General features: G+C 67.9%; 6 protein-coding genes. 5 read left to right on the top strand and 1 reads right to left on the bottom strand.

Going from position 1 to position 23,751, the window contains the following annotated elements; translation table 11 throughout:
- Positions 1-127: 127 nt before the first annotated feature.
- Positions 128-2,380, top strand: a complete 2,253-nt coding sequence (parC, locus tag AC51BJ_RS03040) for a DNA topoisomerase IV subunit A (RefSeq protein WP_430434166.1) — start codon at positions 128-130, stop codon at positions 2,378-2,380.
- 83 nt (positions 2,381-2,463) lie between these two features.
- Here the strand turns inward: parC and AC51BJ_RS03035 are convergent, their stop codons facing one another.
- Positions 2,464-3,840 (bottom strand): sensor histidine kinase, encoded by a 1,377-nt coding sequence (locus tag AC51BJ_RS03035; RefSeq protein ID WP_496279289.1) that lies wholly within the window; start codon positions 3,838-3,840, stop codon positions 2,464-2,466.
- Between AC51BJ_RS03035 and AC51BJ_RS03030 the strand changes: the two genes are divergently transcribed.
- The 4 genes from AC51BJ_RS03030 to AC51BJ_RS03015 all read left to right on the top strand — a co-directional run bounded on the left by AC51BJ_RS03030 (position 3,839) and on the right by AC51BJ_RS03015 (position 23,460).
- Positions 3,839-4,489 (top strand): response regulator, encoded by a 651-nt coding sequence (locus tag AC51BJ_RS03030; protein WP_496279288.1) that lies wholly within the window; start codon positions 3,839-3,841, stop codon positions 4,487-4,489. The two genes, AC51BJ_RS03035 and AC51BJ_RS03030, sit on opposite strands and share 2 nt — an antisense overlap.
- 229 nt (positions 4,490-4,718) lie before the next feature.
- Complete coding sequence (locus AC51BJ_RS03025; protein WP_430434163.1) at positions 4,719-5,327, top strand: PEP-CTERM sorting domain-containing protein; 609 nt, start codon at positions 4,719-4,721, stop codon at positions 5,325-5,327.
- 179 nt (positions 5,328-5,506) lie between these two features.
- A complete protein-coding gene (locus tag AC51BJ_RS03020; RefSeq protein ID WP_496279287.1) occupies positions 5,507-21,766 on the top strand; it encodes a leukotoxin LktA family filamentous adhesin in 16,260 nt (5,419 codons plus the stop codon).
- A complete protein-coding gene (locus tag AC51BJ_RS03015; protein WP_430434162.1) occupies positions 21,763-23,460 on the top strand; it encodes a ShlB/FhaC/HecB family hemolysin secretion/activation protein in 1,698 nt (565 codons plus the stop codon). Before AC51BJ_RS03020 ends, AC51BJ_RS03015 begins: the two co-directional genes overlap by 4 nt.
- Positions 23,461-23,751 lie beyond the last annotated feature (291 nt).

Below are 23,751 nucleotides of genomic sequence, written 5' to 3'. Positions count from 1 at the left end.
GACTAGGGACTGGAGCGCCGCGCGGTGTTGCGTTCATCCCGTGTGGCAAAGCCACACCTCTTCCCTAGTCTCTAGCCCCTCGTCCCCAGCCCCTCCAAACACACAACGAAACACCCGGAGCACTCCGTTGACTGACAACCTGTTCGAACCCGACATCGCCGACATTCCGGTCGATGCGCACGCGGCGCAGGCCTATTTGACCTATGCGATGTCGGTGGTGACCTCGCGCGCGCTGCCGGGGCTGGAAGACGGCATGAAGCCGGTGCAGCGGCGCATCCTGTACGCGATGGACGGCTTCGCCCGGCCCGATGCCGCGCACAAGAAGTCCGCGCGCGTGGTCGGCGACGTGATCGGCAAGTACCACCCGCACGGCGATTCGTCGGTATACGAAGCCATGGTCCGGCTGGCCCAGCCCTTCACGCTGCGCTACCCGCTGATCGACGGGCAGGGCAATTTCGGTTCGATGGACGGCGACAACGCGGCCGCCATGCGTTACACCGAGTGCCGCCTGACGCCGTTCGCGCGGCACGTGCTGCTGTCCGAGCTGAACGCCGGCGTGATCGAGTTCCAGCCGAACTACGACGGCACGCAGCAGGAACCATCGCTGCTGCCGGCGCGACTGCCGGTGGTGCTGGCCAATGGCGCCTCCGGCATTGCCGTTGGCATGGCCTGCGAAATTCCGCCGCACAACCTGCGCGAGATCGGCGACGCCACCTGCAAGCTGCTGATCGATCCGCGCATGCCGGACGACGACGTGATCGACTGCTTCCAGGGGCCGGATTTCCCGAACGGCGCCACACTCATTTCGTCGCGCGAGAGCATCGTCGCCGCCTACAAGGAAGGGCGCGGCTCGTTCCGCATGCGGGCCAATTACGAGGTCGAGGCGCTGGCGCGCGGCCAGTGGCAGATCGTGGTCACCGCACTGCCGCCGGGCGTGAGCACCGGTGCCGTGATGAGCCGCATCGACGACCTCGCCAATCCCAAACCCAAGGGCGACAAGAAGAAGATCAGCGACGACCAGGCGCGCACCAAGACGCTTGCCACCTCGCTGATCGATTCGGTGCGCGACGAATCGGACGCGCGCCATCCGGTGCGTCTGGTGATCGAACCGAAGTCGCGCGCGGTGAGCCAGGAAGACCTGCTGGCCTTCCTGTTCGCCTATACCGATCTCGAGTGCAACGCGAGCCTGAACCTGACGCTGCTCGACACCCACCGCCGCCCAGGTCAGATCGGACTGCCGGCGGTGCTGCGTCAATGGTGTGACTACCGTCTCGCTGCCGTGTCGCGCAGGCTCACGCAGCGCATCGCCGACATCGACGAGCGCATGCACATCCTCGATGGCCGGCTGGCCATCCTGCTCGACATCGACCGCGCCATCGCTATCATCCGCGCGGCCGACGATCCGAAGGCCGACCTGATGGCCGGCTTCGGCATCACCGAGCGTCAGGCCGAGGACGTGCTGGAAATCCGGCTGCGCCAACTTGCCAAGCTGGAGGCCATCAAGCTGCAGGGCGAGCGCGATGCGCTGGACGCCGAACGGACCGGTCTGCTCGGCATTCTCGGCAGCGATGCCGCACTGCGTACCTTCGTGCGCGACGAGGTGCGCGCCGACGTCGAGCGTTTCGGCGACGAGCGCCGCACGCTGATCAATGCCGATGCGCAGGCGACCCGCACTCGCGAAGTGCCGCAGATCGACGAGGCGGTCACCGTCATCGTGTCGCGCGGTGGTTTCGGCCGGCTGCGCTCCGGCCATGATGTCGACGAGGCCGCGCTGACCTGGAAGGCCGGCGACGGTCCGCTCGCGGTGCTGAAGTGCCGCACCGTGTGGCCGGTCGTGCTGATCGACGGCGAAGGCCGCAGCTACACCATCAAGCCGACCGATCTGCCGAGCGGCAAGGGCGACGGTGTGCCGGTGTCCTCGCTGGCCGATCTCGCCGGCAAGAAGCTGGTGGCGGTGCTGACCGGCGAGCCGGGCAGCCGTTTCCTGGTGGCGTCCGACGGTGGCTACGGTTTCGTCTGCGCGATCGAGGACATGGTGAGCCGCCAGCGCGCCGGCAAGGCCTTCCTCAACACCGACGGCAGCACTGCGCTGCCGCCGGTGAAACTGCGACCGGGCGACAAGTGGGTGGTCGCGCTGGGCGGCGACCGCCTGCTCGCCTTCCCGCTGGAGGAGATGAAGGAGCTGTCGGGCGGCAAGGGCGTCAAGATCATGACCTTGCCCGACGGCGAGTCGCTGCACTTGCTCGACGTGTTCCGCGAACGTCTTGCGCTGACTGTACCCGGCTCGCGCGGCCGGCCGAAGACGCTGAACATCGACGAAGCGTCGCTGATGAACTGGCGCGGTGTGCGGGCGACCAAGGGCAGGAAGCTGGAAGGCTGAACGGCCCGCAGCGTCGGCCGGCTCCCGTGGGAGCGAGCTTGCTCGCGATTGCGGCCGGTGACGGAGCCTGCGGGCGGCGTCGGTCACCCGCGCGGCGCTGACCCCGCGCGCGGCACCCTGACGGTGAATGTGCTGCCGTGCCCGGGGCGTGAGCGCACTTCGAGTGCGTGGCCGAGTGCGTCGGCCTGACCGCGCGCCAGCGCCAGTCCTAGGCCCTGGCCTTCGTCGTGACGGGCGCTGCGGTCGTCGAAGCGGCGGTAGGGAACGAAGATGAGCGGCAGATGTTCGGCGGCGATTCCGGGCCCGGTATCCCATACCTGCAGTTCCACCTCGTTGCCGCGTGGCCGGGCGGCGACCAGGACGCGGCCGCGCTCGGTATAGCGCACCGCGTTCGACACCAGGTTGTCGAGAATGGACTGCAGCATCATCGCGTCGCTGTCCACCACCCGCGCAGTCGGACGGAAGCGCAGGTCCAGCCCCTTTTCCTGCGCCAGCGGCACGAACTGCGCCGCGCAGGCGGCCCACACCTCGGACAGCGGCACCGCCCGCCGCAGCACACGGGCCTCGCCCGCTTCCAGGCGCGACAGTTCGAGCAAGCGCGTGAGCTGTCTGCTCATGGCACGCACCGCGGCGTCCATGCCGCCGCAGACTTCGTCCAGCACATCGCGGCTGAGAGCGGTGGGCTCCTGCGAGCGCAGGTAGCGCACATGCAGCCCGACCGCATGGACCGGCTGGCGCAGGTCGTGCGTGACGCCGGCCAGAAAGAGGTTCTTGGCGCGCATTGCCGCCTGCACGGCGTCGCGTTCCTGCCGCAGATCGTCGGCCAGCCTGGCATTCTGGCGCGTCAGCATCAGCGCGTTGCGCATCGTTGCGTGCGCGTTGCGGCCGAAGGACACCAGTACCAGCAGGTAGAACAGGAAGGTGAGGCCGCCGCCGATGTTGATCAGCCCGCCCATCAGCCATGACTTGACGATGAAGGGCAGCAGCGCGCACACGAGGTAGAGGTTGAGCGCGCGCGGCAGGGCGGTGGTGGCGGTGACCGCGCCGCCGGCCATGCCGGCCAGCATGGCGACGCTGAAGAAATCCATGAAGGGGTCGCGCCCCTCGTAGCCCAGCCAGGGCAGCAGTCCCCAGGCCAGGCCGGTGAGCCCGGCGACGGCGGTGTAGGCCGTTTCGGCGCGGTCGAGGCCGTCGCCCTGCAGCGTGGACAGCTGCGGCCGCAACTGGCGTACCAGCGCGTAGCGCAGGCCGACCAGCAACCAGATCGCGGCCAGCCAGAGCCAGACGATGCCGTGCCCCTGGGCGCTGACCAGTACCGCGGACGCGGTCAGCGACACCGCCAGATTGCCGGCGACGATGGTGGGCGTGTGACCGAAGAGCACGCCCAGCAGGTCGCGCCGGACGGCGTCCGAATCGCCGGGCGACGTGGCGTCGTCGAGCGTGGCGGATGTTCCGGTCATGGTAGTTTCCGCAGTCATGGACGCCCGCGAGATTAGCATCGTCGTTGCCGAAGACCACGCGCTGGTGCGCCAGGGCTTGCGTCTGATGCTTTCGGCCGAGCCGCGCGTGCGCTGGCTGGGCGACTGCGGCGACGGCGAGCGGGCGCTTGAACTGGTGCGCAGTCTGTCGCCCGACGTGCTGCTGCTCGATCTCGGCCTGCCCGGTCTGGATGGCCTTGGCGTAATGCAGGCCATCGCCGCCGCCGGTCTGGCGACGCGGGTGCTGGTGGTGACCGCGCGCCAGGACGCCGCCTCTTTCCAGGCCGCCCTGGCCTTCGGCGCCCAGGGCTACATGCTGAAGACGGACGACGCCGAGGCGCTGGTCGGCGCGATGATGACGGTGTCCGAGGGCGGCTACTACGTGAGTCCGGAACTGGCGACATTGTTCGGCCACGGCATGGACGCCGCGCACGAGGGCCTGACCTCGCGCGAAATGGACATTGCCGGGCGTGTCGGGCGCGGTCTGTCGAGCAAGCAGATCGGCGTCGAACTGGGCATTTCGGAACACACCGTGCGCAAGCACCGCGAAAACATCGCGCGCAAGCTCGGACTGCGCAATGCAGCCGAACTGGTGGCCTGGGCGGTGCGACACCGGCTGCCCGAAGCGTGAGCAATTCCCTGCCTGCCCGCTGATTGCCGGCGCGCTACGCGCTTGTGCGTATTTACCCCCGCCGGGTGGGCACGCTCCAATGCGGTATGGATTTTCCGGGCACCCGGGGCATTCCTCATTCCGCATCCTCCCGTGGTTGCCGGACGCCGCTGCGGACGAGCAGCGCGACGGCGGCAACGGCGGGGTCTGCGTCCGGGCCACGTACAAGACCAATACAAGGGGGTTTCAGATGACCAACCGTTTCCCGGCGGCAGCGGCGCTCGCCTTCGGCCTGTGCGTCGGCGCCGTGCAGGCGGCGCCGATCAGCTTCAGCACCACCGGTTCACCGGTGCATACCTATTTCCAGTCCGTCCCTGCCGTCTCCGCCACCGTGCAGTTCGTCGGCCTGAGCGCGGCGCTTGAACTGACCCCGGACGTCGGCCAGCAGACCCGGTTCTTCACCTTCTTCGCCGGGACCGGGCCGGCGGACCCCGGAATGACCGGCATCGAGTACCAGCCGTACTCGGTCGGCCTCACGGTGCTGGGCATCACGAAGTACTTCGAGTTCGATCTGGGCGTGCAGGAGATCGCCAACGACCAGTATCAGATCCACGCCTTCGCCATGCCGTCGCTCTCGTTCGACCTCGGCGCCACCGGCACGCTGACGGTGACGCCGAATGCGTTCTACACGCAGGCGGTGCAATTGCGTGCCGATACGCCGGCCTACCACCTGCGCGACCTGTACGCGACCTTCCTGCTCACCGGCGCCACGGTGACGCCAGTGCCGGAACCGGACGCGCTGGCACTGACGATGCTGGCCGTCGGTGCGCTGTGGGTGAGCCGTCGCCGCCGCGGCTGACCTCACGACCGTGACGGATGGCTCGGAATGTTGACGAAAGTCAAAGAAAACAATTGGATCGGAGGGGCGATGGCGGACGCAATGCACATCATTCCGGTCACATCGGCTTACACTTATGTAAGAAATATTCCTACACGCGGACAGCAACCGCGGGCGCTGCAGCATTCAGGAGTCAGGTCATGAAAGCCACACAACGTCGTCGCAGCCAGCCTCGGTTGCGCACCCTGGTTGCCAACCTGCGCAACGGGCACGGACTGATGGTCGGGGTGGCAAGCCTGCCACTTCTGATGTCGCCATCGGCCTGGGCGCAGGCGATCAAGGCCGATGGCCAGACCTTGACCACGGTGACGACGGCGGGCGCGGTGACCGATATCCGCACCGGAACGGTGTCCGGCAACACCGGTTTCAACTCGTTCAAGAGCTTCAGCGTCAATGCCGGCCACACGGCCAACCTGCACGTGCCGGGCGGCGCGCTGAACCTGGTCAACATCGTGCGCGACACGCGCACCGACATCCACGGCACCCTGAACGCGATCCGCGACGGGCGCATCGGCGGTAACGTCTATTTCGCCAATCCGCACGGCTTTGTCGTCGGTGCCGGCGGCATCGTGAATGTCGGCGCGCTGTCGGTGAGCACGCCCACCCAAGGCTTCGTCGATCGGTTCTTCACCGCGCCGGGCGTGGTTGACGCCGGCGCGCTGGGTCAGTTGCTGAATGGCACCGCGCCGCTGTCGTCGGCAGCCATCCGCATCGACGGCCGCATCAACGCGATCGACGCGGTCGAACTGGCGGCTGGCACGGTGAGCGTCAAGGGTGCCGTGCTGACCGGCGCCCGCTTCGAAGGCCAGGCACCCGATTTCACCGACGTGGTCAATGCGCAAGGGCTGGCCATCGGCAGCCGGGTGGTCGAGCGCGCCGGCCGCATATATATAGCTGCGGCGGACGACATCGAGATCGCCGGTACGCTGGACGCCCGGGGCGGTGCCGGCACCGACGGCGGCGACATCACGCTGCGCGCCGGCCGCGACATCGTGGCCGACATCGACGCCATGGTGACGGCCGCCGGCGACGGCGAAGGCTCCGACGGCGGCCGCATCGATTCGCTGGCGCAGCGCAACGCGGTCATCCGCAGCGGTGCCGTGATGGACGCCAGCGCGGGCTCGCGCGGCGACGGTGGCTTCGTCGAATTTTCGGCGAAGGACACGGTGGAGCTGGCCGGCGGCCAGTTCTACGCGGACGGGCGAGGCGGCGGTGCCGCCGGTCAGGTGCTGATCGACCCGCTGAACATCGTGCTCAGCCAGAACCTGCTGCGCGGCGCTACCGCATACAGCGGCGTACCGGGCGGCGCAGACAGCGGTGTCACGATCAACGGGGCGCACCTGCTGCTGCAGGCCACTAACAGCATCACCGTCAACGACAACATCGTCGTGTCCAGTCGCCTGGTCAGCAGCGACCACGTGGGCGGCGTATCGACCGGCCACTCGGGCAACATCACCTTCGAGGCACCGAACATCCTGCTCAAGTCCGGCAGCAAGGTGCTGGCGCACGGCGGCGGCATCTTCGACGGCGGTGACGTCACCTTCACCGCGCACAAGGTGTCGTCGGTCAGCATCCTGGGCTACCGCGAAGCCAGCGCATCGATCGAGCTGGATAACGCGACGGTCAAGGGCCGCAACGTGTCGATGACCGCGTCGACCGACGTGCAGAACCGCTGGGTCTTCGATGAAGGCAGTTTCGAGCAGAACGCGGCCAACTTCGCCACCGAGGGCGCCACCGGCCTGCTGGGCATCGGCGCCACGCTGCTCGGCCTGAACATCGTGCATTCGCAGGCGGTCGGCACGTCGACCATCACGCTGAAGGCCGGCTCGGTGGTCGAGGCCACGCAGGACCTCACGCTGCTGGCCGACAACCTCACGTCGGCCGGTGCTGCGCCCGACACCGGCATCAGCGGCCCGGGTACCCAGGTGAACACGCCGCTGGGTCTGGGCGCGCTTTATGCGCGCAACAGTTCCACCGCCACCGTGGATGTGAAGTCGGGTGCCACCGTGCGCGCCGCCAATCTCAACGTGCGCGCCAACAACGACGCCACGCTCGAAGCATCGGTCGAAGCGGCCGATCCGGGCGAGGACGCCAACTCGCAGATGAGCTTTGCGCTTGGCCTGACCTTTGCCGACGTGCGCGCGAACGCGACGGTCGAAGCCGGCGCCACGGTGCAGGTATCGGGCGACGTGACGGTGGCGGCGACCAACCGCAACACCTTCGCCAATTCGGTCACCGCGTCGCTCGGCAACGAAGGCAAGGCGGCCGCCGCTATCGCGGTCAGCCAGCTGTCGTCGGAAGCGACTGCGTCGCTGAACGCCAACGTGGCTGACGCGACCAAGGTGCAGGTACTGGCGATCAACGACAACACCTCGAACGCCACGACGGCCGAAGCCAAGGTCGGCACCTCGCTGAACGACGCCATCCTCGACGCCGCCAAGGAAAAGGCCAAGCCGATCACCGACACCGGCGGCTTCATCGAGGAAAAACTGTGGGAAAAGCTGCTCGCCGGTGCCGAGCCCGACGCCAAGGCGCAGAAGCCGCAATCGACCTCTCTGCGCATCGGCGGCGCCATCGCCTGGGTGGACAGCGACGCGACGGCGTCGGCCAGCATCGGGCCGAACGCCAATGTGCATGCCAGCGACCGCGCGGTCGTGGCGGCGCGCACGCTGGGCTCGGACATCCAGGTGGTGGCCGAGGCCTCGGCGATTTCCCAGTCGAAGGACCGCGCCACCGGCAACACCGCCCGCAACACCTTCTCGGCCGGCATCGCCATTGGCAATTTCAGCCATGACGCGCTGGCCACCGTAGGCCGCAGCGCCACGGTGACCGCACCGCGCATCGCGGTCGCGTCGGACGTGATCATTCCGGTGCGCGAGACGCTGATCACCGGCGGCAGCTTCACGCGCTGGGACGGCCTGTCCACGGTGAAGGACTGGTTCAACGACCTCACCGGCATCCTCGACGTGTTCAACGGCGCCTCGGCCGCCAAGTCGACGTCCGACAACTCGAACAACGCGATTTCGCTGTCCGGCTCGTTCAGCCTGCTGCAATTCGACCACGCCGCGAAGACCGAGGTGCAGGAATCGGCGAAGCTGAACCTGACCGGCAATGCCAGTGGCGCCTGGACCGCAAGTTACGAAACCGTGGCCGACGACAGTTCGACCTCGGAAGACGAACAGGTCTTGCAGGACTGGTCCTTCGGTGCGCCAGCCGACATCAGTGCGAAGCGCGACGTGACGCTGCTCTTCCACGGCGGCCACTTCCTGCCGGGCGGCACCGGTGGTGGCAGTGGCAGCAAGGGCCTGGGCATGGCCTACACGCAGGAAATCCTGAACGGCGACAGCCTGGTGTTCGTGCGCGAGGGCGCCGCCATCCAGGGCGTGACCGAAAGCGTCAGTGGCAGTACCGCCGGCCAGCGCAGCTACACCGTCACCGGCACGCGCGCGACCGACGAAGTGAACATTTCGGCCGAGGGCAAGGATCTGGTCATTTCGCTGGCGACGATCGCCGGCTACGGATCGAGCTTTGGCATCAACGGCTCGGTGTCCATCGTCGAGGTGACGAACAACACGCGGGCGCTGGTCGACGATGAAGCCACGCTGCGCGCCGGCACCCTGTCGATCACCGCGCTCGACGAACCGGTGCTGTGGTCCATCGCCGGCGGCTTCAACAAATCGGAATCGGCCGGCGTCGGCCTCGGCATCGCCTATAACGGCGTCACCGGCACCACCGAGGCGCTGGTCGGCGACAACGACAGCGAGGCGCTGAACGAAGGCGACACGCGCGCCAGTCAGCGCAGCATCACCAATGCCGTCATCCAGTCCGGCGACGTGACGGTGGAGGCGCGCGCCAGCGGTCGCATGGAGGCGATCGCGGTGACCGGCGCGGTGGCGGTCAGCGGCAGCAGCAGCGAAAGCAGTTCCCAGGGGGGCTTCTTCGGCAGTATCAAGAGCAAGTACGAAGAGGTGCAGACCAAGATCGCCGGCATGGTCGAACTGAAGCCGACTTCGACCTCGAAGCAGGGCAATACCAGCAGCCAGGGCACGCAGTCCAAGCCCAGCTTCGGCCTGTCGGCCGCCGGCAGCGCGGCGGTCAATGACGTGACGCTGGTGACGCGCGCGAAGCTCGCCGGCGTGACGGTCGATCAGGCGGACGGGGGCAGCGCGGCCAAGCTGACCGTACTCGGCGTGTCGGACCTCGATATCGTCACCGCCTCCGGTGCGGCCGCCTTCACCCGCGCCAACAACCCGAGCCAGAACAAGTCGGCAGCGGTCACCGGCAGCGTGTCGGTGAACATGATCGACAACACGGTCGAAGGCCTGGTCGAGAACGCCGACCTGAACGACACGCAGGACGTGACCGTGCAGGCGCTGGCCGGCGGCGAGCAGCTGTCGATCGCCATCGGCGTTGCTGCCAATGCGAGCAGCAACCAGAACCAGAGTTCTTACTCGCTGACCGGTTCGCTGTCGCTGTCCATCATCGACAACACGATACGCGCCGCGCTGAACTCGACCGATCTGACCGGCGCGGCCGGCAGCGGTCGCGCGCTCGACGTGACCGCCTACAACCGCATGTTCATCGGCACCGGCGGCGGTACGCTGGCGCTGGGCGGCAAGACCGGTGCCGGCGGCGCGGTCACCTATTCCGACGTCGCCAACGTCGTCACCGCGGAGATCGCCGGCGGCTCTGCGGTGAGCGGGGTCGACAGCGCGGCCGTGCGCGCATTCAACGCGACCGAGATCGGCGCCGGTGCGGCGCACGGCCAGGCGTCGGCGTCGAACAACGCGAATTCGATCGGCGGTGCCGTCGTCATCACCGAGATCGACAACGACACCACGGCGCAGATCGTCGGCCTGTCCTCGGTCACGGCCACTGGCGCGGTCGACGTGCTGGCGCAGGACCGCGGCGCCGACGCAGCGCTCGAAGACACGATAGAGCCGGGCAACCAGCGCGAGAACACGGTCAAGGGCCTGGACTACTGCGGTCGCAGTGGCGCCGGCGCCACGCCCAGCGGCAACTGCATCACGTCGGTGGCGGGCATCCTGCAGGTCAATATCGGCAGCAACAGCAATGCGGTCGGCGCGTCGTTCAACTGGAGTTCGATCGACAACGACCTGACCGCGAAGGTCGAGAATTCGAAGGTCGACGTCACCGGTGCGGCCGGCCGGCTGAACGTGAAGGCGGAATCCGACGTGCTGATCACCTCGATCGCGGTCGGTGTCGGTGCGTCGAGCAAGGTGTCGGGGGTCGGCTCGGTGTCGGTCAATTTCATCGACAACGATCTGCTCGCGAACGTCAGTGCGCCGCAGGGCAACAGCGCCTTCGACGACGTGTCGGCCGCCAGCGTCACGATAGAGGCGAAGGACCGCTCGCGCATCGACACGCTGGCCGGCGGTTTTTCGGCCAGCATGAACAGCGTGGCCATCGGCGCCTCGGTCGCGTACTCGGAGATCTTCAACACGGTGCAGGCGCAGATCGACCGCGCCCATGTCGACGCCGCGGGCACGCTGAGCCTGACCTCGCTGTCGGATGCGCGCATCCGCAGCCTGTCGGTCGCCGGCGGGCTGGCGCTGGGCAGTTCGCCAGCGGTCAGTGCGTCGATCTCGGTGAACTTCATCGGCAACCGGACCGAATCGACGGTCGATGACGCGCTGCTGGAAGACAGCGGTGACGGCAACACGGTCACCGTGAGCGCGACCGACAGCTCGCGTCTGCAGTCGTTGGCCGGTGCGGTCGCTGTGGGCATCGGCGGCAGCGCGGTCGGCGGTGCCTTCGGCTACAACAAGATCGGCAACACGACGCTGGCCTCGATCGATGAAGCGACCGTGCGCAACGCGTCGGCGCTGAGCCTGACCGCGCTGGAGACGGCCACCATCGAAACGCTGGCACTGGCCGCTGGCGGCGCGCAGAGCGTGGCGCTGTCCGGTTCGATCACGCTTAACCACATCGGCATGTATTCCGGCGACACCAATGCCGGTGGCGAAGGCGGCAACGTCACCACCGCCGAAATCGTCGGCAGCACGCTGGAGAACGTCGACAACGACTCGGCGATCACGCTGCAGGCATCCGACACATCGACCATCAAGTCGCTGGCCGGTGCGGCCGCCTTCTCGGGCAACGCAGCGGTGGGCGGAGCGGTCGGCGACAATTGGGTGCGCAACACGGCGAAGGCGCGCGTCCATGACAGCACCATCGGCGGCGCGGCGTCGCTGACGCTGACCGGCAGCAACACGGCACTGATCGAATCCGGCTCGGTCGCTGGCGCCGGTGCGGCTACCGGTGCCTTCGCCGGTTCGGCATCGAGCAACCGCACCGACAACAAGACGGTCGCCGAGGTCACCGGCTCCGACATCAGCGGCGGCACCGCTGCGGTGTCGGTCAACGCGGTCGACAGCGCGCGCATCAATGCGCTGGCCGGCGCGGTCGGCATCAGCGGCTCGGCCGGCGTCGGCGCCGCCATCGCCGTGAACAAGATTGCCAATTCGACGCACGCCACGGTGTCCGGCCTGAAGAGCAGCGGCTTCGACGTGACCAACCTGATCGTCAGCGCCGATTCGCTGGCGACGATCAAGACCGCGGCAGTCGGTATCGGCGGTGGCGTCGATGTCGGCGTCGGCGGATCGGTGGCGGTCAACCTGATCAACTCCGACACCCGTGCGGTGATCAAGGAAGGCGCCGACATCGAGGCGCGTGACAACGTCGCGGTGCTGGCCGAGTCGGATGACAAGATCACGGTGCTGGCCGGCGCGGCCGGCATCGGCATCACCGCGGCCGGCGTCGGCGCGTCGGCCACGGTGAACGAGATCGGCGGCGCGACCGAGGCAGCGATCCGCGACAGTTCGGTGGCGGCGCGCGCGCAGCAGGGTAGCGGCGTCAGTGTGAACACCGGCGAGATCGGCGGCGTGAACCTGCGCGCCAGCATCGACCGGATGAACCAGAGCGGCGGCGGCTACTCCTCGTCCAACCCCTTCGTCGCGCCCGACCTCGTTGCGTCGCGTACGCGCGAGAACGTGCGCGGCATCGCGGTCAATGCGACCGCCACGCACCAGACCACGACCGCGGTCGCCAACGTTGCCGGTGGCAGCTTCGCCGGCGTCGCGGCCACCGTGAGCATGAACATCATCGGCGGCGCAACCACGGCCACGGTGACCGACTCGGTACTCAACGGCGGCGACAACAGCACGGCCAGCAACGCGCAGGCGGTCAGCATCAAGGCGGCCGACCATGCCTACGGCAACACCTTCATCGGTTCGATCGCGGTTGGCCTCGCCGGTGTCGGCGCGTCGGCGGACGTGAACGTGTTTGATCGCGACACGCGCGCCGGCGTCAGCGGCAGCACCAGTTCGGTTACCGCCAAGGGCGCGGCGACGGTGAAGGCGCGCTCCAGCCAGGGCGTGTCGTCCATCGTCGTCGGCGCCGCCGGCGGTGCCGTGGCGGTGGTCGGCAGCGGCTCGGTCGCCAAGTTCACCAGCACCACCGAAGCCTATTCGGACGACGCCGTCTGGCGCGTCGGCGCGCTCGACATCCGCGCCGACCACGACTCCGTCTTCCTGGTGGCCGGTGGCGGCCTGGCGGCCGGCGGTGTGGCCGGTTCGGGTACCTTCGCGGTAGGCCTCGATACCAGCACGACCGAAGCGCGCGTCGACGGCGGCGGTATCGATGCCGACGGTCAGGTCAACGTGATGGCCGACAGCTCGACCGAAATGCGCACCTGGGCCATTGGCGGCGCCGGTGGCGGTGCGGCCGGCATTGCCGGCGCGGTCGCGGTCGGCATCATCGACAGCACGACGTCCGCCAAGGTGATCGACAGCCGCGTGGGCAGCGCCGCCGATCGCAGCGGTGGGCTCGCCGTGCAGGCGACCGACAGCGTAGTGACCGAAAGCCGCGCCGGCGTGGCCGCGGTCGGCGGCATCGCCGGCGCGGGTGCCGGTGCCTCGGTGACCAAGGTGGACAACACGACGACCGCCACCATCCAGGACAGCAATGTCCACGTGGACAACGACATCGCGGTCACCGCGAGGGCCGAACGCAATATGTCGAATGCGGCCGTCGCAGCAGCGGCCGGCGGCACGGTGGGCATCGGCGGCGCGGTGGCGGTCACGGTGATGAATGCCGGCCTCAGCAGCGACGCGTCGGGCGAGGCGGACAAGGACAACAACGGCACGCTGAGCAAAGCCAACGCCTTCTCCAGCGGCGACCAGCTCAAGACCGGTGATGACGAGGGGAACATCAGCACCGGCAGCAATTTCTCGCAGTCGGACATCACGCGCATCAATGCCAGCGGCAAGGTCGCGGCCAAGGCCGACGTCAATGCCGCACCGGATGGCTCGACCCGTGCGACGGTGGTCGATACCGCGAACACCGCAGCGAACACGCTGCGCGCAGGCGGCAACATACGCATCACTGCGTCCGAGAAGGACAAGGTGGATGTGCTGGTCGGTGGCGGGGCGCTGGGTGGCATCGCTGGCGTCGGTGCTGCGGTTGGCGTGCTGAATGTGCGCCACGACGTGCGCGCGACCACCGACGGTGCGATCACGCTGCGTGCCGATACGGGCGACATCGAACTCGACGCCAGTACCGGACGGCTGGAGGCCGGTACCGCGGCGGTAAACGTGAAGAGCTATCAGGCGGCCGGCGGTCTGGTCGGCGTCGGCGCAGCGGTGGCGACGGCCGATCTGGCCAATACCGTCGTCGCCAAGCTGGGTGATGGCACCCAGGCGACGGTCGGCAGCGCGGCCGGCGACGTGCGCGTGCTCGCCGGTGACGCGATGGACGCCAGTGCGCACGCCGAAGGCTACGCGGTAGGCGTGGTGGCGGCCGGCATCGTCATCGCACGTGCCGACAAGGCGGGCAGCAGTACGGCGCAAATCGGCGAAGCCGATACCACCAGTCAGGCGGCTGCGACTTCGGTCACTCTGGGCGGCGGCGCGCTGGCGGTCGAGTCGACACGCAGCGACACCGTCAGTGCCAGTTCGAAAGCCGGCTCCGGCGGCGTGGCAGCCGGTTCCGGATCGGAAGCGACGGCCAGCGCCACCGGTGCGGCACGGGCGGCCATTGCCGACCGGGTGACGGTCAGTGCGCCGGGTTCGGCGATTTCGGTCGCCGCACGCAGCACGCCGAAAGTCAGTGCGGTTTCGCGTGGCTACAACGGCTCGCTGGCGGTATCGATCGGCGTGTCGCTGGCGGAAGCAACGGCGGCCACCCAGTCCTACGCGACGATGGGGCGCAACAACAGCATCACCGCCGGCAGCCTGTCGCTGAACGCCGCGACGCTGTTGCCGACGCTGGGCGAAACGGCCTACTCGTACGCGAACGCCACCGGCGGCTCGCTGCTGGTCGGTGCCAATGGCAGCGACTCCTGGGCCGGCAGTACGGCGCTGGTGAACGCGACGGTGGGTGGCAGCAACAGCTTCGCCATCAGCGGCAGCACCAGCCTGACCGCGTCGAACCAGACGCGCCAGACGGCGGAAACCAGCGGCGTCACGATAGGTGGCCTGCTCGCCATCGGTGCCAACCTGGCGTCGGCCAGTGCCGGCTCGGTCACACTGGCGTCAATCGACAACGGCAACACCGGCAGCGTCGGCTCGGCACTGTCGGTGCTGGCCACCGGTCACGACCAGACCTACGCAGATGCCGAAGCCGGCTCCGGCGGCATCATCGCCGGCGCGGCGGCGGTCGCTTCGACGCGCAACCTGTCCAATACGCAGGCGCTGCTCGGCGGCGGCACGACGGCGACGGCGCTCAGCACGGCGACCGACGGGCGCATGGAAGTGCGCGCCGATCACATCGCCACCTTCAATTCGCGCGTCGACTCGCTGTCGGCCGGTGTCGTCGGCGCCAGCGGTGCGCAGGCACGCAACGACATCGACGCGCGCGTAGTGGCCGGCATCAAGGCCGGTGCCAACCTGCGCACCTGGGATCTGGACGTGCTTGCGCTGAACCAGACGCGCAAGCCCTGGCTGGCCGAATTCAACGTGTTCGCCGGTGCCGGCGGCCTGGCCGGCGGCGCGGCGGGTTCCAGCGAAACGACGGTGGACAACATCACGCTGGTCGAGGTGGGCGACGGTGCGCGCGTGCGCGTACTGGGCGACGAGGACGACCCCGGCCGCACCAACTTCAACGCGGTGTCCGACGTGATGCTGCGCGACCGCGCCAAGCTGGAGGCCGGCGGCGCGATCAGTGCCGCCGACGCCGAGGCCAAGGCGTGGCTGAACGCCACGCCGCTGACGCCATCGGCGGACAACATCGGTCGTACCGAGGCACGCGTCGGCAACAACGTGTCCATCGACACCGTGGGCGACTTCAATATGGCGGCGCGCGATGTGGCCGACGTCGAGGTGCGCGCCAATTCCAAGACCTGGGGTCTGGCGGCCTACGCCGACGGCTACTCGCTGTCCGACCTGCGTGTCCGTTCGCGGGCCTCTGTCGGCAGCGGCAGCGACATCCGCGCGGATGGCTTCATCAACGTCGGTGCCGGGCGTGATGCCAATGGCGCGCGCAACACGTTCTCCACCGTTGCGACCGCCGACCTCTACAACAACGCGGCGGTACCGATCTCCAGTTCGGACTGGGGTGCCGACGCACTGCTGAACCAGGACAACCAGATCACCATCGCCGGCACGCTGCGCAGTGTGAAGGACGTGAACCTGAGTGCCGACAAGGGCTTCGGTCACCGCGTCGACGGTCAGGGCGTGGCGCGCGACCTGTACAGCCAGGCCGCCAGTGCGATCGCCAGCGGGGTGAGCAATCTGTTCGGCGGCGGTGACGTGTCGATCGAGCAGAACAGCGGCCGCAGCATCGAGCAGTCGCGCGCCGGCGTGTCGGTGAGCGGTCTGGTCGATGCCGGCATCCAGAACCAGCAGCTGATGACGATCAACGAGAGCGGCAGTGGCGCGCCGACGCTGACGCTCAGCGTGCAGGTGCCGCGCGAGGGGCAGGGGGCGGAGTGCCGTACGCCGGGCACCGCCGGCTGCACCTATGACACGGTGACCAAGCAGTACTGGATCACCCGCTCGGACGGCATGGAACTGCCTACGCTGAGCGTCGAGAACCTTCAGGACAACCTGCGCACACGCATCAACGCGCTGAAGGAAATCCGCGGCAACTACCAGGGCACGACCAGCACCGGCGGCGACGCCAGCAACCCGGAAACGGTGGCCGCACTGACCGCGGAAATCAATTTCCTCGAACAGCAGATGGCCGACCTGTTCCCGGCCGGTGGCGCCAACGCATCGATCGCCAACGCGGCCTTCATCGTGATGCCGGAGGTCGACGCGCGTGGCGGCAACATCAACGTGATCGGCGACAACCTCGCCGGCAACGGTCGCCTCAATGCGCGCGGCGAGGCGAAGATCGAAATCATCAACAACAGTTCGGCCTTCCTGCGGACCGATGAACTGATCATCCCGGAGGACGCGACCGGCCGCCTCACGCTGAACGGCGTAGCCATCCTGAACACGCCGGGCAGCAACCCGACCACCGGACAGATCAACGCCGCGCTGAACGATCGCAACCAGGGCGGCTCCGCCGCCTTCTCCAGCGTCGGCATCGCGCCGAATTCGCCGGCGCCATCGATCACCGTGCGCAACACCTATGTGCCGGCCGATGGCGACACGCGCGCGCCGGACATCGAAGTGGTGGGCAACATCAGCAACCTGCTCGGCTCGGTCACGCTGGAAAGCGAACGCGGCAGCGTGCTGGTGCAGCCGAAGGATCCGCTGAACCCGCTGACCGCACCCAATATCCAGGCGGCGGACATCAATATCACCGCCGGTCGCGACTTCGTGTTCAGCTCGCCGTCGGCCTTCTATCACACCGCCGGCAACCCGCGCGACATGTGGGGCGGTACACGCACGCCGAGCGGCAACAGTGGTGGTCTGGCCAACAACTACGAGGACGGCACCGCGTCGTCCGGCTCCAGTACGGAAGCACGCAACGGCACCGGCGGCCCGACCATCGCCGGCAACAACATCTTCATCAGCGCGCGCTACCTGAACATCAACGGGCTGCTGCAGAGCGGGCTGCCGGACCGCAACATCGTCATCGGCGACAGCGCGCGGGTGAACCTGAACATCGGTCCCTACAAGACGGCAACGACGCTGGCGGAGGCAAAATCCAACTACGACGCGCTGGTGGCGGCGGGGATGAAACCGTCCGATCCGCGCTTCCGCATCAGCAACACCGAAGGCAACATCGTGGCCTTCTTCAATGCGGAACTGAACCGCGTCGAGCTGGAACCGGTGAAGGTCGAGGGGGGCAAGCTTGAGCTGCTGGGCGAGATACTGAACACCGGCGGTGGCCGCATCGCGGCGATGGACGGCTACGGCCGCTTCAACATCGACAACCGCAGCGGCTACGACATCGTGATCACTGGCCTCGATACCGGCAACGACATCGAAGGCAAGGTGCGCATCACCGATTACCTGCGTCGCTGGGATCCGCTGGCCAACGGCGGCCAGGGCGCCATCGTCACCAACGCATCGCAATCCAGCACGCAGACGCTGGCCTATTACAACAGCCTGACGCCGGTGACGCGCGAAGTCACCCGCCTGGGCAACGCCGTCAAGACACGCGACCTCATCACCACCACCGATGCCCAGAACAAGCTGAAGGAGGTCGAGGTCGAGCACTACGATGACGTGGCCGGTCGCAATACGGGATACGCGCCGGTGACCGGACAGACCTATACCTGGGTCACCGGTCAGCGCAACACGACCAACACCTACTCGCGGTACGAGAAGGAGACCAAGTTCTGGTTCTTCCCCGGCAGCTGGTCGCTGGCCGATCGCACGGCCTACCGGAGCTGGGACGATCCGACGCCGCTGTCCGAGGGCGAGTACACGAAGATCGACACCGGCATGGGCAGTACGACCTACCGCTACCAGCGGCGCGACGTGACCACCGCCTTCCGCGCCTGGGACCGCGAGGATTCCGAGTGCTCGGCCTTCCTGTGCATCTGGAAGTGGCACACCTACGAGGTGTGGACCGAAACCGGCTCCAAGCGCTACAACACGCACACGGTGAAGGCCGACCACTCGATCCCGATCAACTTCATCGGTTACGACAGCGGCCAGGTCGACATCCGCAGCCGCGCCGACATCATTTTCGCCGGCAGCCTGACCAACCGCACCGGCACGACGACGGTGGACGCCACCGCTGGCAATGGTTTGCCGGGCGGTGCCATCACGGCGGAAAGCGTGCGCGGCGTCATCACCGCGCAGAACCTGACCCTGCGTGCCGCCGAGGGCATCGGCAACACGCTGACGCCGCTGCAGATCGACATGCTGGGCACCGGCGCGGTGACTGCCATCAGCGCGCGCGGCGACATCGGCCTGCGCGAAATGAGTGGCGACATGCGGGTGAGCGAGGTGCGCACCGACAACAACGGCCGCGTGTTCCTGCAGGCCGATCGCGACATCGTGTCGGCCGGCAGCGGCAACGCGGTGCGCGTGCAGGGCGGCGGCGTCGAGCTGATGTCCAGCTCGGGCCAGATCGGCACCGACGCGCAGGCGCTGGTGGTGCAGACCCAGGCCACCGCGCAGGGCGGTCTGAGCGCGACTGCCAGCGGCGACATCCATCTGATGCAGCCGGACGGCGACATGCAGCTGGACAAGATCGAATCGCAGTCGGGCGACGTGACGCTCACCGCGCTCGGCGGTCGCATCACCGACGGCAACCGTAACGAAACCCGCGATACCCGCGCCGAAGCCGAACTCGACGCGCTGTGGAACGACCTGCGCCTGCGCGAATCGGACGGCGCCGCCGACAGTCTGGCCGACGCGCTGAAGGGCCACCGCTCGCAGATCAGCCGCGAGTACCAGGAGTACTGGTCGCTGCGCAACGTCGAACTGATCGAGGATCCGCAGAACGCCGGCAGCTTCGTGTATCGCGCGGACAGCTACAACGCGGCTACCGCGTCGACGCGGCTGCGTACGCTGCACGACAAGCTGAGCGGACTTGGCATCTCGCTCGGCAGCACCGGTGCCAGCTACGACAGCAGCTTCAGCTACGTCGGCTCGGCCGCGACCGACACCGTCATCGCCGGCATGTCCGACGGCACCCATGTGTGGACCGACAACCAGGTGCGCTACGGCGTCAGCGCGGCGATCTACAACAAGTCCACGTCCGACACCGAAACCCGGGTCGAACAGCCCAACGTGGTCGGTCGCCACATCGTGCTGAACGCCAACAGCGCGAGCGGCGGCGTCGGCCGCGACGAGGGCCAGTTCACGGTGAGCATCGCCAGCCTGACCGCGCTCACGCCGGAACAGCGCCGCGCGCTGTCGGCGGCGGAAGCGGACGACGTGGCGATCGATACGGTGGCCAAGACCGCCACCGTGCTCAAGCGCGACGACGTCGACATCGCCACCACGGCTGGCGGTTCGGTCACCGTCAATGCGCGCGGCCACGTCTTCCTCGGCGCCGACGATTACGACCGCAACGGCACCGTGCTGCCAGGCGACATCAACCTCGTGTCGCTGGATGCGACCGGCGGCGGCGTCGATTTCAGCAAGACGATCCGGCTCAAGGTGTCTGGCGGCATCGTCGATGCCAGCACGACGAACGCGCCGAACCTGCGTGGCGGCAGCACCATCATCGAAGCGGGCAGCGGCAGCATAGGCAGTGCAGCCAGGCCGATCACACTCGATCTGGGCGAAGCGGCGACACTGACCGCGCGCGCCTCGACCGGGATCTGGCTGAACGAAACGAACGGCCCGATGCGGGTAGCCGAGATGTTCTCGGGCAGCGGCGGCATCCATCTGATGAGCGCCGGCAGCATCCTGAGCGCCAGCGGCCCGCAGCGCGCGGTCGCCATGCAGACGGACGCCGGTGACATCGATCTGGTGGCGCTCGGCGGCAGCATCGGGGCCGATGGCGAGCCGCTGCTGATCGCACAGGGTGCGGGCGGGCTGGTCAATGCGCAGGCCAGCGGCGACGTGCATCTGTCCGGTACGCGGGCGGTCGAGCCCGACCTGTCGCCGGCGCTGACCGTCGGTAACGTCAGTGCCGGTGGTTCGATGTCGCTCGCCGCACCGGTCGGCGATCTGCGTCAGACCGGCGACGCCGAGGCAGCGGGCGATATCGCGGTGCAGGCCGGGCGCTACCTGATGGACGACGGCACCGTGCTGCGCGCCGACGGCGGCACCATTGCGATCGACGCCACCGGCGACGTCGTGGTCGGCCGCATCGAGGCGACGAACAACGCCACCGCCGACGCCATTCGCATCACGACCGGCAGTCGCATCCTTGATGGTGGCGACATCGGCACCTGGGATCTGGTCGCGGCCACGCCCGGTGCCGGCGTGACGCTGGACGCTGCCGGCGGCGTCGGCAACGCAAGCTGGAACAACGGCTCGCCGCGCGCGATAGCGAACGCGCTGGAAACCGACATCGCGAAGATTGACGCCATCAGCACCGCTGGCGGCGTGCACATCGACGAGCGCGACGACATCGAGATCGGCCGCATCGAAGTGCGCGACGACGCCTGGGTACGTGCCGCCGGCGACATCGAGAACGGCACGGTGTACGCGTCGCGCGGCAATATCGATCTGCTGTCCGGCGGCAAGGTGACGGTGGTCGACGCGACGGCGGACCTTGGCAGCACGACGGTGATCGCCGAGGACGACATCCTGATGGACGCGGTCACGGCAGGTAACGGCGTGACGCTGGAGTCGAACAACGGCAGCGTCAGCGTGTCGCGCATCACCGGCGACATCCTGTCGCTGTCGGCGAAGAACGATCTGAACCTCGGCACGCTGAGCGTCGGTCGCTCGCTGTTCTTCAATTCGCAGTCGGTCACTGCCCGCATCCTGCACACCCGCAACGACGCGCCGCTGGCGATGCGCGCGGTCGGTCGTGGCGGCGTGCCGGCGCGCTGGGTCGATCTGACGATCAACAGCGAGGTCGGCGTACGCTTCGACCGCTTCAGCGCGCTCGACGCCGAGGTGACGATGGAGCGCGGCTTCCTGCGCATCGACCAGGGCCGCATCGAGAACCGCGCGCGCTTCATCAACCCGGTCAGCAACATCTATATGGACAACCTGACCACGGTGGTCGAGCCGGCCGACGTGCAACTGCATCACCCGGGCAAGGTGTTTGGCAACATGCTGCTCGACGAGTGGCTGCTGGTGACCGACCCCTACGTCGTGATGCGCGATCCGCTGCACGAAGTGGTGATGAACACCGTGCTCGACTACAGCGGCCGCGAGCAGTCGCGAGAACTCATCGTCACCCGCGTCAATACGCCGGACAAGCAGTCGGCTGCGGGTCAGGTGCCACAGATCGCGTCGGTATCGATCAACGTGCCGCTCGACATTCCGGCCGTGAATTCCGGTGAGGAAGAGAGCGAAGAAGAAGCCGAAGCCCGTCGTCGGGCTGAAGAGGAGGTTGTCGAGTGAGTCGTTCTCCGCGTCGGACGAAGATAGGGCAGGGCGCTGCATGCGCACTGGTTTCGGCGTTCAGCCTGCTGCTGCCGCTGCAGGTGGATGCGCAGGCGGTGCCGCAGATTCCTGCGGCCGCCGACCCGGGCGTGATCCAGGAACGCTCGCGCGACATCGAACGGCGACTGCGTGAGGAGCGCGAGCGGCGTCCTGACGACGCGCCCACCATCGATGACGACGCGCTGAAGCCGGCGCCGGTCAAGCCGGCGGCCGGTGCACGCTTCATGCTCCGGCGCATCGATTTCACCCGCTCGGAACTGCTGGATGAGTCCATGCTGCGCGGGCTGGCGGCCGGCCTTGAAGGGCGCGAGGTCTCGCTGGGCGAGGTTCAGGAACTGGTTGATCGCATCAACGCGCTGTACCGCGACCGGGGCGTGCCGACCGCGCAGGCGGTACTGCCGGCACAGGAAGTGGCCGATGGCGCGATCACCATCAAGCTGGTCGAAGGCCGCGTCGGCAAGGTGGTGATGAGCGGCAACGACAGCACTTCGGAGGCCTTCATCCGCGAGCGGCTCGGCCAGAGGCCGGGCGAACTGGCCGACGTGGCCGCGCTCGAGCGCAGCATGATGCGCTTCAACCGCACCCAGGACGTACAGCTGAGGGCAGAGCTGAAACCGGGCGCGAAGTTCGGCGAAACCGATTTCGCGCTGTCGGTGAAGGAACCGCCAAAGCACGAAATGCGGCTGTTTGCCGACAGCAGCGGCAGCCAGGCGACCGGCGTCTATCGTGTCGGCGCCTTCTACCAGAACCGCAGCCTGCTCGGTTTCCGTGATGCGCTGGGCGTCACGCTGGTCGGTGCCGATGGGCACGAAGGCAGGGCGCTGTCGTACAGCTTTCCGCTCGGCACGCTGGGCACGCGGCTCACGCTCTCCTGGTTCAACGACCACACGCGCATCATCGACGGCCCCTTCCGGCCGTTGCGCATCCGCGGCGAATCGACGGCGTGGACTGCGCTGTTGCGGCATCCGGTGCTCATTGGTGGCAACTACCAGCTCGATCTGCTCGGCGGCGCGAAGAAGCGCAAGACCGAGAGCTGGATTTCCGGGCGGCTGTTCCAATCGACCGACATCGACGATCTGTCGCTCGGCGTCGATGGCCAGTGGTGGGAGAAGGACCGCATCTGGACCGGCTCGCTGACCTACTCCAACGGCAAGGCCGACCCGATCGACGACATCGTCAGCACATCGTTCTCGATCTGGCGTGGCTCGCTGCGCCGCGTGCAGGATCTGTCGGACGGCTGGTCGGTGCAGAGCAACCTTGCCTTCCAGTACACGCGCGACGAGAACCTCACGTCGAGCGAGCAGTTCCTGATCGGTGGCGACAACAGCGTACGCGGCTACCAGACCGGCCTGTTCAGCGGCGACAAGGGTCTCGCCGCGTCGATCGAACTGCACCACCCGCTGCCGCAGCCACCGGTGGCGCCGGTGCGCACGGCCGGCTTCCTGTTCCTCGACTACGGCGCGACCCAGCCTTTCCGTCCGGTCGGTTCGACGCGCGGTACCGACACGCTGGCCAGCTACGGCTGGGGCGTGAACGCCAATATCAATGACCGCGTTTCAGCCCGCCTCACGCTGGGCCTGCCCATCCGCGACCGCGTGCAGGATCCGCGCAACTACTACGTCCACTTCCAGATCGTCGCGCAGCTGTTCTGAGCGACGGCGCTGTCGCTTCTCCGGACGGTGCGCCCGAGCGGCGACTCCGTCGCGGCCAAGGCCGTTCCCACATGCGGTGCACGAGATCCGCGACCTGAGCCTCGGCCGGGGTTCTGTGGGAGGCGTCTTCTGACCCCGACTGCAGTCTGAATCGAAGCCGGCAGACCGCAGCGGCCGTGTCGCGGCCAAGGCCGCTCCCACAGGAGGTGCACGAGATCCGCGACAGAGTCTGGGCCGGGGTTCTGTGGGAGGGGTCCTCTGACCCCGACAGCAGCCTGGATCGAAGCCCGC

It is taken from the genome of Methyloversatilis sp. S146-33 (assembly GCF_059552495.1).
Note: the sequence above shows the minus strand (reverse complement) of the source record. Positions and strands in the feature narration are given on the sequence as shown.